Raw genomic sequence first — 12218 nt, forward strand, 5'->3', positions numbered from 1 at the left:
ACAAACATGCGACCACCTACGGGGTCGGGTATACCTTTATTTAAAGATACTCGTGGGGCATTATTTGCATAAAAAACAGAAAACGCGATAGCGGCTTTGGTTTTTCGTCAGACTTCGGAGCGAAAGGGATCACGCACTAGTCCCTGCTCGCTCGCAAGGTGAGTCTTGAATTAAAAAACCGGCGAGCATTTTCGCTCGCCATAGGGTTTTGCTTGTGTGGTTCAATAAAGCGATAATGGGATCGCGAAGCAATCCCTGCTCTCATTGAGCTTTTCAGAATCAATTAACAATTGTGCAGACATTTTAGTGGTGCGACCACTTACAGGGTCGGCAATCTGACTAACGATGCTTTCTACTACAAACATGCGACCACCTACAGGGTCGTGAAGCGGGATAAATTAGGGATTGAACTATAAACATACGACCGCCTACAGGGTCGCTCTAGTATAATTTCCAAGCTCATATGCAGGCTATTTTTTTATGATTTTGCAGAGAAAGAAAGTGCGAAGCAGTGACCGCATAATTCAATTTGACACATGCTCCCCCAAAAAAAAGTCGCTTATTTAAAACGAAATATATAATCTCGTAATAAATAAGCGACAAATAAAATCGAAAAAAAAGCCCAATTAATTAAGAACCTTTCTTGCTATAATCTTTTAGTTTCCCTTCTACAGTAGAAATGATATCATCTGCTTTTGAGCTCATTACTGAAACAGCATCGTCAAGTTTGCGGTCAAAATCGCGTTTCTTTTTTTCTGCCGTTGCGCTAAGATCATCTTTTGCTTTAGAGATGCGATTAGAGATTTCATGGCTCGATTCATCAACTTTGCGCTTGATTTTTTTGCGTGTTTTAGTGCCCTTTTCAGGTGCAAATAAAATTCCAATCCCAGCGCCAAGAGCAGCACCGGTTAAAAGAGCTAAAAGTGTTTTTCCTTTATTGTTAGTGTCAGACATGTTTTTATTTTTTAAGTTAATAGCTAATAAGAAAGTAAATATAATGGTTTAATATTCCTACTAATATGACAAAAGTCACACCAAATTGTTTATTAAAAATTTTGTAAACCTGTTTGTCAATTTAAAGTTCTTTAATATTCGAACCACCTACAACTTATACCCTTGAAGTATCTGCTTTAATTAGTTGAAGGTCAGTTGATTTTATATCATCCGAATCGACAATCACATCTAACGGAAGTAAAAATAACATCATCGGCTCTATGTCTACTCACGTCTTCTTTCCTTAAAAAAGGTAGAAATCAAATTTTTAGATGTAAGTGTTGTTTAAAATCATAAACGCACATGATTTATGTCATATTGAGAGCCTTCCAAAGCTTTATATTTGCTTATTACCTATATTGGGAGATTAAGTGAACCATAAGAGCTAAGAGATGAGTATGTTCTTTAGAAAAAGTGTTGTTGCTACCACAGGATTATTTCTGTGCATCTTTCTGATAGTTCATTTATCTGCAAATAGCCTGTTGCTGCTTCCCGAGTCTATTGCCAGAAGCCTATATAACTCATATTCTACTACGCTTCGCGAAAGCACCTTAATTAACGTGGTAGGCTATATTCTTTATCTGTCTATAATTCTGCATGTAGTTTATGCGGCTATAATCACTTACAAAAATCGAAAAACCAGATCTGTGAGTTATGCCGTAAATCATAAAAGTGAAAACAGCTCATGGGCGTCTCAGAATATGGGCTTTCTCGGTGTGCTTGTTTTGGTGTTTATTGTGGTTCACATGGCGAATTTTTGGGCGAGAATTAAACTGGGTATTGGAGAAAGTGTGGGATTAGATACAGATGGATACGTAGATGTTTATCAAGTTACTTATGACTTGTTTCACAATGTATATTACGTCCTCTTCTACTCAATTTTAATGATTCCATTGGGTTTTCATCTCTTTCATGGGCTTAAGAGTGCTTTTAAATCTCTTGGATTTTACCATAAAAAAGGACTCAGAATTCTCGCAAAGATTTCGCTTGTTTATGCTGCCGTTATGGCGATAGGTTTTGGAATTATTCCATTAATAGTTTACTTCAAATAGCAATAGAAATGAAACTAAATTCAAAAATACCCGAAGGTAAACTCGAAGAAAAATGGCGAAACTATCAGGCTAATTCACATTTGATTAATCCCACCAACAAAAAGAAGCTCAACGTAATCGTTGTAGGGTCTGGATTGGCAGGGGCGGGCGCAGCAGCAACTCTGGCTGAACTTGGTTATGATGTGCAATGTTTCTGCTATCAGGATTCGGCGCGTAGAGCTCATTCTGTTGCTGCCCAAGGCGGTATTAATGCAGCTAAAAATTACCAGCACGATGGCGACAGCGTTTGGCGCATGTTTTACGACACACTAAAAGGAGGCGATTTTAGATCGCGCGAAGCAAATACTTACAGACTTGCTGAATTATCTGCTCCGCTTATCGATCATTTTGTTCAACAAGGCGTTCCTTTTGCACGCGAATATGGCGGCGTACTGGTAAACCGTAGCTTTGGTGGGGTTCAGGTGCAACGTACTTTTTATGCCCGTGGGCAAACGGGTCAGCAGCTATTGATGGCGGCCTACTCGCAGCTCTATAAAATGATTCGGGCAAAGAAAGTAGACATGTTGCCTCGTCACGAAATGTTAGACTTGGTTGTTATCAACGGGAAGGCCAAAGGCATTATAGTTCGCGACTTGACAGATGGTACCATTAAACGCTACGCCGCAGATGCTGTAGTGCTTGCTACGGGGGGGTACTCGCGGGTGTTTCGCTTATCTACGCTCGCCATTGGTTGTAATGGAAGCGCTATTTGGAAAGCGCACAAACGAGGGGCCTATTTTGCTGCACCCAGTTTTACGCAAATACATCCTACCGCGCTTCCACAATCGAGCGATGCGCAGTCAAAGCTCACACTAATGTCAGAATCGCTGCGCAATGATGGTCGCATTTGGGTGCCAACTAAAAAAGACGATGCCAGAAAAGCGAATGAAATTCCGGAAGATGAACGCGATTATTATTTGGAACGGCGTTATCCCGCTTTTGGAAACTTAGCACCACGAGATATTGCTTCGCGCGCTGCCAAGGAGCGGATTGATGCCGGCCACGGCGTAGGGCCGTTAAAAAATGGGGTTTATCTTGATTTTAAAAATGCAATTGATCGACTGGGGCTTGACACTATAGAAGACAGATATGGAAACCTCTTTAAAATGTACCGGAAAATTACGGGTATAAATGCCTACGAAAAGCCAATGCTGATTTCGCCGGCAGCTCACTTTTCAATGGGTGGCCTTTGGGTAGATTACGAATTGATGACTACCATTCCCGGTTTATATGCCATTGGCGAATGCAATTATTCAGATCACGGTGCAAATCGTCTTGGTGCAAATTCTCTGTTACAAGCCAGTATTGACGGTTACTTTATTCTTCCGAACACCATTAATAACTATTTGCAAACGGAATTAGCAGAAGAGCGTCCAAATGTAGATCATCCAGAATTTGAAAGGGTGGAGGATGATGTAAAAGAACACATTGCTAAAATGATGGCCATCAATGGGAGTAGAACGGTAGACGATTTCCACAGAGCCCTTGGCAAAGTAATGTGGCAGGAATGTGCTATGAGTCGCAACAGAGCTGGATTGGAGAAAGCCATTATTCAAATAAAAAACATAAAGAAAGAGTTTTGGAGCGAGGTGAAAGTAACTGGGAGCGAAGCTGAATTAAACCCCGAACTTGAAAAAGCGTTAAGGCTGGCAGACTTTATTGAATTGGCCATATTAATGTGTGTGGATGCCTTGCAACGCGAAGAGTCTGCAGGCGCACATTTTAGAGAAGAATATCAAACCAAAGATGGCGAAGCCTTGCGCAATGACGCAGATTTTATGTACGTCTCGGCTTGGGAGTACAACACGGGCAATTTTAAATTGCACAAAGAAGAGCTAAAATTTGAATATGTAGAACCAACTGTGCGCAGTTATAAGTGATAACGATATGAAAGTAACATGTAAAATATGGAGACAAGAAAGCGCAGATTCAAAAGGGAATTTTAAATCTTATGAAACCGACGGGCTTACAGAAGACATGTCGTTTTTGGAAGCTTTAGATCACTTAAATGAAATACTCGTTCTTAAAAACGAAAGGGTAGTGGCCTTTGAATACGATTGCCGAGAAGGAATTTGCGGACAGTGTGGCGTTTTTATCAATGGACGGGCACATGGGCCGCACGATCATGTTACAACATGCCAGCTGCACATGCGTAGCTTTAAAGACGGCGATACGATCGTAATTGAGCCCTGGCGCGCCAATGCATTTCCAATATTGAAAGATTTGATGGTAGATCGCTCCGCCTTTGACAGAATTATTGAGCAAGGTGGTTTTATTACCGCCAAAACCGGTACAGCACCAGAAGCGAATGCTATCCTTATTTCAAAAGAAGTGTCAGACAAGTCAATGGATGCAGCTGCCTGCATAGGTTGTGGCGCCTGTGTGGCAACATGTAAAAACGCTTCGGCCGCGCTTTTTACTTCAGCAAAGATTAACCACTTAAATTCACTCCCGCAAGGACGTCCGGAAGCGCATAAACGAGTACTTGAAATGACTCAACAAATGCAGTTAGAAGGTTTCGGAAGCTGCACATATACAGGTGCTTGTGAAGTAGAATGTCCCGCTGAAATATCTATTTCAAATATTGCAGAAATGAATGCCAGATATTTAAAGGCTAAACTATTGAGCTAATTGAATAAAAATTAAAGGATAAAAATTTAGTCCTTCAATTCTGTTTTGACGATTGCTCTCATTTTAAAACAAATAGAGGCAATACGAGTTGAAAAGGAATATAGGCTCTTTGAATTTGGTTATTAAAAAGTATAATTGTCTGATATTACAAATTATTGAAGAAAACATAGTTTCATGTTAGAGTTTTTCAGCATACACAAAACCCAGATTATTTCTGTGACCGTAGTAGTTGCAATAGTTTTGGTTCTCCATTTTCTTACCAATACCTTGAATAAGTGGCTGGTAAAAAGAGAACAAGAGAAATATCCCGGCGAATCACCAAACCCATTTAATCTTATAAAACGAATTCTCAATGCCCTTTGGCTGGTTTTAGGCGCAATAGCCCTGGCGCTGATATTTGTTGAAAGTGACAAAAGCGCTGTACTTGTGGGTAATTTTAAATTGATATTCTATCTGGGAATTGTTTCTGTGATAACGATCGTTTTGGCTACATCGACAAATATGTGGTTTAAAAAATCTGTGAGAACGAAGATTTTGAATAATGATGACCCTACTGCTTACAAGTTCTTGAGGTATGTAGCCGTTTTTGCGATTTATTTTACCGGAATTTTATTGGGATTACTGGCATTCCCCTCTTTGCGGGGTGTGTCTCAAACTGCTCTGGGTGGGGCAGGGGTGCTGGCTTTAATAGCAGGTGTAGCATCGCAGGAAGCCTTGTCAAATTTGGTTGGAGGTGTATTTATTATCTCATTTAAACCATTTAAAATTGGCGATGTCATCAACGTATCTGAAGGCATGACAGGCACCGTTACAGACATAACACTACGCCACACAGTGATCCGTAATTTTGAGAATAAGATGATTGTTATTCCAAACGCGGTTATCAATAAAGAAAAGTTGGTAAACTATAGCCTTGGTGAGCTAAAATGCTGCGAAATGGTGGAAATAGGGATATCTTATGACAGTGATGTAAGCCTTGCCAAAAAAATAATGCAGGAAGAATGCGAGAAGCATCCGCTTATTCTTGACAATCGTTCTGATGTTGAGAAAAAAGAAGGCAAGCCACTCGTGAAAACCGCCCTGACTAAATTAAATGATTCTTCTGTAACTATAAGGGCGTGGGCATGGGCGAGAACCTTTGGAGATGCTTTTATGCTGAAATGCGACGTGCTGGAGAGCATAAAAGCCCGTTTTGAAGACGCAGGAGTCGAAATTCCATTCCCGTATAGAACGCTTGTAATGAAAAACGAAATGGGAGAACAACCTATTGGAAATAAACATGGATCACAAACTGAAAATATTTAAGGAAGTCGCTATTAACAAGAGCTTTACCAAAGCTGCTGAGAACTTATTTCTATCTCAACCTGCGATTTCTAAAACCATTAAAAACTTGGAGCAGCAATACGGTAAAGCGCTTTTTGTCCGCCAGGGAAATCATATTGATCTTACCGATGACGGAAAATTATTTTTAGCCTACACCAACAAGCTTCTTGACATCTATTCAGAACTCACCGATGCCTTTGCTGGAGATCAGCAGAAACTACCCGGTCAGTTAAAAATTGGCGCCAGCACCACAATTGGCCAGTACGTAATACCTGCCCTCGTGGCAGGCATTCAAAAAGACAATCCCGAATTTCGCTTTCAACTCATTTGTGGAAACACCGAAGATGTTCAGAATCAATTGCTCAACGGTCTCCTTGATTTTGGAATTGTAGAAGGCGACAATCACAATAAGCGTCTGCATTACGAGCGTTTTGTAAAAGATGAATTAGTTTTGGTTACTGCTGCGACCAGAAATGGTATTCCCAATACAATTCAGCTTAATGATTTGGAAGCGCTCACTTTCGTGGAAAGAGAACATGGCTCGGGAACAAGAGAGGTTATAGGCAACGCACTTAAAAAGAGAAAAGTAAAACCTTTAAACATCATCGCCGACTTGGGAAGCACTGAAAGTATAAAGTCGTATCTCCGCAATTCAAATCACTACGCCTTTCTATCTATTCACTCTATCAATCAGGAGCTTGCGGGCAACAAACTTCGTGTGGTAGAAGTAACCGATTTCCAGATAGAAAGGTGGTTTTACTTTGTAAGTCGTCAAGGATACCAATCAAAGTCATCATCACTTCTTCAGAATTTGCTTCTTGAAGGTTATAACCAAAAGTAATAACCTATCACAAATCACTTTGCCCATAAATCACAGAGAGTGGCGTAATTTGCATCGTAAAAAAAGGTGTGATGAAGAATCCAATTTTCGTAAAAGTTCTTTTTGCTTTTCTGATAATCATTTGTTTAAGTGGATTTATAAGCAGCCCGATAGCATTGCTTCTGGGATTTTTATTTACACTATTTCTGGGTCAGCCTTTTGAGAAGTTCACCCAAAAAGGCATTCAGTATTTGCTGAAAATTTCAGTTGTAGGGCTTGGTTTTGGGATGTTTCTAATGGAAACGCTCAAGACAGGGAGAGAAGGATTGACTATCACGGTACTCACTATTTTTGGAACGCTGATTCTCGGTTGGATTTTAACCAAACTTTTTAAAATCGATAAGCACCTTGGCTATTTGATTTCTGCGGGAACATCGATATGCGGAGGAAGTGCTATTGCCGCTGTTGCTCCCGTTATTCAAGCAAAGCCCAAAACGATATCTGTCGCACTCGGAGTGGTTTTCCTGCTCAACTCAATTGCCTTATTTGTTTTTCCGGCAGTGGGGCACTTCTTGAGCATGACACAACACGAATTTGGATTGTGGGCTGCCGTTGCCATACATGACACCAGCTCGGTGGTGGGAGCAGCTCTTACTTATGGCGATGAAGCTTTGCGCGTGGCTACAACCGTCAAACTGGCACGCACGCTGTGGATTATTCCGGTATCACTAATTTCTATGTTTCTGTTTAAAGCCAAAGATGGAAAGATCAAGATTCCATGGTTTATTCTCTTTTTTATTATCGCCATTCTTATCAATAGCTATTTTGATCTTCCTCAAATGGTAACCGATTATACAACAGGTGCTGCTAAAAGACTCCTGATTGTAACCTTGTTTTTGGTGGGAAGTACGCTTTCTGTGAAGGATTTAAAGAAAACGGGAGCCCGTCCTTTCGTTCTCGGTGCTTCTCTTTGGATTTGTATTTCAGTCTTTTCCCTGTTGTTTATTATGAGTTAACATCGCGCCGCTTTAAAATTGCGCAGCAATACGGTTATGAAAAGACAAAAAATCCGACGCCTATGGCAGGATAAATCAGCCTGATCATTGATGTAAACAACCTACATATAAATCGCCTTCAGCACAAATTGGTGTTGAATTCCCGTCTCTTTTATATCTCCGAGTTTAACTTGCTGAAAGTTGGCTACATAACCTATATCGATAGTAAATTTTCGTCCGAGGGTAATCTGACCTCCAATTGAACCAAAACCACCAAAGCCCATTCCTGTTAAAAGATTGGCTGATTCTACAAACTGTCCCTGCTGGGTATAAAACTGGGTGAGATCTACAATACGGTTAAAATTCACTACATATTCACCCATGTCAATTACATTCTCCTCAAATTTTGCGAAAGTAACTGTTGCACCTAAATCAAAATAAGGAAGTATAATAGTGGGCTTTCCTGATTTCTCTACGGCTTTTCTTCCCAATACACGGTGAAGACCTAAATTGATAAAAAGGCGCTGTTCCTCACCGCGAATTTGAAATTGCTCTAAGCGTTGGTTTTGAGTGGGGTCGGGGCTGGGCGCCACACGCTGAATGGTAAACTGACCAACCGTGACAGGGAAAGTTCCGTTTATCTCGGTAAACACACCAAAATCTGAATTAAACATGTAGCGCAAGTGGCCACCAAACATAAATGACGGTCGATAAGTCATTTCGCCGGGCATATCAGATTCTGCAAATATCCATTCGCCAGGAGCGGCGCGCATGGCCTCTGATGTGCGATCTTCGGACTGAAAGGATCCATTAGGTGGGCCAGATATGGCGCGATTTAACCACGATTGAGCAAAGGTTGAAATTATTGCTCCATCACGTTCATATCCATATCCATTATAGATACGAGCAGTGTTTTTGTTAGCAAAATAGAATCCCAGATTTAACCCTACATACAATCCTTTAATGCTATCGGGTGGGAGAGGTTCTTCGCCATCTTCGTAATTGTAAACCTGTGCCTTGGCCATCGTTCCCAAAAGAATGGCAGCAAAAATTAATGCAATTTGTAAAAATCTATTCATCGCGTTTTCATTTTGATTTCTTCAATAAAATCGGCAACCCAAAGTTCGTACATTTTCCCGGAAGGGTGCAAACCATCTGAAGCAATCAATTCCGGGTCATTTGCTGCTTGACGTGAAATATCAGTGATGTAAAAATAAGAGATTCCATAAGATTCTGTTATTTCGCTGTTTACAGCGTTAAATTGATCAATCTCTTTAGCAATGGTTTCAGCATTGTCGCTACCAAAAGGAGTTACACTGTAATCTGGAATAGAGATGACAAAAACTTTGCTCGTATCGTTTCCGGCGTACTGAATAGCGCGCTTGAGCAATGTTTTGAACTCATCCGCATAAGCGTCAATGCTCTTACCCTGATATTGGTTATTAACCCCTATGAGCAAGGAAACAAGATCGAAAGTAGAGTCCGGCGAAAAGGCATCGGTAGCATTGAGCAAATCGCCTGTAGTCCATCCATTTTGGGCAATAATGTGTGGAGGAAAGCAATCTATTCCAGCGGCATTGAGCCGGTCGGCAATTTTTACTGGATAACTATCGCCTTCATCAGCAAGACTCGTACCGATGGTGTAGCTGTCGCCAAGAGCGAGATAACTAATTGATGATTGTGCTGGTGTTTTCACAGTTTCGTCTATGCTGTCTTTGGCGCAAGCTGTAAAAAGAATAAGCAGTGCGCTGATTAAGGCGACCATAAAATTAGGTTTGAAGGTTTCCGACATTGTATCTTTTTTCTGCTGGAGCATTGTTAGCGGCTTCAATGCCCATAGCAATATGCTTTCTGGTTTCGGCAGGATCTATAATCGCGTCGAGCCACAGCCTCGCAGCTGCGTAATAAGGCGATGTTTGATCATCGTACCGGTTTTTGATCTTGTCAAAAAGCTCTTTTTCTTTCTCTTTGGTTATTTTTTCACCTTTAGATTTCATAGAAGCTACTTCAATCTGTAGCAATACTTTTGCTGCCTGCGATCCGCCCATAACCGCCACCTGTGCAGTTGGCCAGCCCACTATAAGTCGCGGATCGTAAGCTTTTCCGCACATGGCGTAATTTCCGGCGCCGTAGCTATTACCGGTAATGATAGTAAATTTAGGTACTACAGAATTGCTCATCGCACTTACCATTTTGGCACCGTCTTTTATGATTCCACCGTGTTCGCTTCGGCTTCCAACCATAAATCCGGTTACATCCTGAATAAAAACAAGTGGTATATTCTTTTGGTTGCAATTCATTATAAAACGGGCGGCCTTATCGGCAGAGTCGCTGTAAATAACCCCTCCAAACTGCATTTCGCCTGTTTTGGTCTTTACAATTATTCGTTGATTTGCCACAATGCCTACTGCCCAACCGTCTATCCGGCCGTAGCCGCAACAAATAGTTTGACCATATCCTTCCTTGTATTCAGTAAATTCGCTATCGTCGAGCAGGCAATCCAGAATCGTGCGCACGTCATAGGGAGTGGTGCGCTCCGTAGGAAAATATTTGTAAATATCGGTTAATTCTTTTTTAGGCATTTTTGGTTTCTCTCGGCTAAATCCCGCTTCGCGCTCTGTTTTGCCAATTTTGTCGACAAGGTCGCGTATAGTTTTTAGGCACTCTTTGTCGTTAGCGACTTTGTAATCTATCACCCCGCTTATTTCGGCTTGGGTTGTAGCGCCACCAAGCGTTTCATTGTCAATAGTTTCGCCAATTGCTGCTTTTACAAGATATGACCCTGCAAGGAATATTGTACCGGTTTTATCTACTATCAGCGACTCATCGCTCATGATGGGCAGGTAAGCCCCACCGGCAACACAACTGCCCATTACAGCAGCTATTTGCGGAATACCGCGTGATGACATCACCGCATTGTTTCTGAAAATGCGCCCAAAGTGTTCCTTATCGGGAAATATTTCATCTTGCATTGGCAAAAATACACCCGCACTGTCCACAAGGTAAATGATTGGAATATGATTTTCCATGGCAATTTCCTGGGCCCGGAGATTCTTCTTTCCGGTTATTGGAAACCAGGCACCTGCTTTTACGGTTGCATCATTGGCTACAACAATACACTGTCGTTTTTTGATATAGCCTATTACAACAACAACGCCGCCAGATGGGCAACCGCCGTGTTCTTCATACATTCCATCGCCTGCAAGGGCGCCGATTTCAATCCGATCAGCATTTTTATCGAGAAGTCCATCTATCCGCTCACGAGCGGTCATCTTTCCTTTATCGTGTTGTTTCTTGATCTTAGACTTTCCACCACCTTCATATACCACTGCCAAATCTCTTTTGAGCTTTGAAAGTTTAAGGCGCATCTCATCTTCGTACTTATTCTGATCCAGTTCCTTCTTTGTAGCCATGCTGTATTTTGCTTTTTTAAAAAGCCAAATATAACTATTCCATGCCTTTCGGCAGAAATGTATTTGCAGCAGGACCCTGATTCATTAATAAATCAATAATCGAGAGATTGGGTTCAAAAGGAAAACGATCAGAAAACACCTGCATATATTCGTCTGACTTCAGTGAATCAGGGAAATCCGAAGGCTTTTTTATTGGAACACGAAGATCTAATTCAGCTTCTGCTTCTACAAAAGATTCGCTATAAAGCCAGTTGCAATCTAACTTTAGCATCTTTAGCCATTTGGGAAAGGAGGTTTGGAACAGTTCTGCAAGGTTGAAATACTTTGATTCGATAAGCGATTGTATTTCAGGAAAATAATGCTCAAAAAAAGGAGCGGAGCGGTAAGCCGATTCTATGGATCGCAAATGCTCTCTAACCCAATGCTTATCGTAATCTATGGTGATTTGGCCTGTTGGAATTTTCTCTCCTTTTTGCCCCGCAACATTTACCGTAAGTGGAAGAACTCCATTGGCCGATAAAATGTGATACCGATTTCGAATACTCTGCTTTTGATAATTCTCTCCACCATCAATTATAATTTCATTTCCACTTGCGCAAGCCACAAAAAAGGGGATAGGCGGAATGATTGAAATGGGAAGAATAACCTTATTCATTTGGTATAAAAGACTTTACGGGTTATAAAAAGGCCTTGCGAGCCTCGCGATAAATCGACGAGACTACTCAATACACAATACCAAATACTCACATCAATGTACAAACGAGAAAAGTCTTTTCCATTTAATTCCACCTTCGGCGGCCTCGCGATAAATCGACGAGGCTACTCAATACACAATACCAAATACTCACATCAATGTACAAACGAGAAAAGTCTTTTCCATTTAATTCCACCTTCGGCGGCCTCGCGATAAATCGACGAGGCTACTCAATACACAATACCAAATACTCACATC

General features: G+C 41.2%; 11 protein-coding genes. 6 read left to right on the forward strand and 5 right to left on the reverse strand.

The window, feature by feature from the left end:
- Positions 1-630: 630 nt before the first annotated feature.
- Positions 631-954 (reverse strand): YtxH domain-containing protein, encoded by a 324-nt coding sequence (locus G3O08_RS19650; protein ID WP_163287156.1) that lies wholly within the window; start codon positions 952-954, stop codon positions 631-633.
- 437 nt (positions 955-1391) lie between these two features.
- Between G3O08_RS19650 and G3O08_RS19655 the strand changes: the two genes are divergently transcribed.
- The 6 genes from G3O08_RS19655 to G3O08_RS19680 all read left to right on the forward strand — a co-directional run bounded on the left by G3O08_RS19655 (position 1392) and on the right by G3O08_RS19680 (position 7874).
- A complete protein-coding gene (locus G3O08_RS19655) occupies positions 1392-2045 on the forward strand; it encodes a succinate dehydrogenase cytochrome b subunit (RefSeq protein ID WP_239541372.1) in 654 nt (217 codons plus the stop codon).
- An 8-nt stretch (positions 2046-2053) separates the two neighbouring features.
- Entirely contained in the window at positions 2054-3964 is a 1911-nt protein-coding gene (locus G3O08_RS19660) for a fumarate reductase/succinate dehydrogenase flavoprotein subunit (protein ID WP_163287158.1), read from the forward strand.
- A 7-nt stretch (positions 3965-3971) separates the two neighbouring features.
- Entirely contained in the window at positions 3972-4715 is a 744-nt protein-coding gene (locus tag G3O08_RS19665) for a succinate dehydrogenase/fumarate reductase iron-sulfur subunit (RefSeq protein ID WP_163287159.1), read from the forward strand.
- Positions 4716-4889: 174 nt separating this feature from the next.
- On the forward strand, positions 4890-6020 hold the full coding sequence (locus G3O08_RS19670; protein WP_163287160.1) for a mechanosensitive ion channel family protein: 1131 nt from the start codon (positions 4890-4892) through the stop codon (positions 6018-6020).
- Entirely contained in the window at positions 5995-6879 is an 885-nt protein-coding gene (locus G3O08_RS19675) for a LysR family transcriptional regulator (RefSeq protein ID WP_163287161.1), read from the forward strand. Before G3O08_RS19670 ends, G3O08_RS19675 begins: the two co-directional genes overlap by 26 nt.
- Positions 6880-6950: 71 nt before the next feature.
- Positions 6951-7874, forward strand: coding sequence for a YeiH family protein (locus G3O08_RS19680; protein WP_163287162.1), 924 nt, complete (start codon positions 6951-6953; stop codon positions 7872-7874).
- Positions 7875-7975: 101 nt separating this feature from the next.
- Here G3O08_RS19680 and G3O08_RS19685 read toward each other — a convergent pair whose 3' ends face one another.
- From G3O08_RS19685 to G3O08_RS19700, 4 genes are read right to left on the reverse strand one after another with little or no spacing between them, the layout of a single operon-like run.
- A complete protein-coding gene (locus G3O08_RS19685) occupies positions 7976-8932 on the reverse strand; it encodes a hypothetical protein (protein WP_163287163.1) in 957 nt (318 codons plus the stop codon).
- Positions 8929-9645: an SGNH/GDSL hydrolase family protein gene (locus tag G3O08_RS19690; protein WP_204336959.1), complete on the reverse strand. Its 717-nt coding sequence runs from the start codon at positions 9643-9645 to the stop codon at positions 8929-8931. Before G3O08_RS19690 ends, G3O08_RS19685 begins: the two co-directional genes overlap by 4 nt.
- The gene (locus G3O08_RS19695; RefSeq protein WP_163287164.1) at positions 9623-11266 is read right to left on the reverse strand and encodes an acyl-CoA carboxylase subunit beta; all 1644 of its coding nucleotides are present in this window, start codon (positions 11264-11266) and stop codon (positions 9623-9625) included. The genes G3O08_RS19690 and G3O08_RS19695 overlap by 23 nt, the downstream gene beginning before the upstream one ends.
- Positions 11267-11300: 34 nt before the next feature.
- Complete coding sequence (locus tag G3O08_RS19700) at positions 11301-11921, reverse strand: WbqC family protein (protein ID WP_163287166.1); 621 nt, start codon at positions 11919-11921, stop codon at positions 11301-11303.
- Between the last annotated feature and the right edge of the window lie 297 nt (positions 11922-12218).

This window comes from Cryomorpha ignava (genome assembly GCF_010686655.1).
Lineage (GTDB): Bacteria > Bacteroidota > Bacteroidia > Flavobacteriales_D > Cryomorphaceae > Cryomorpha > Cryomorpha ignava.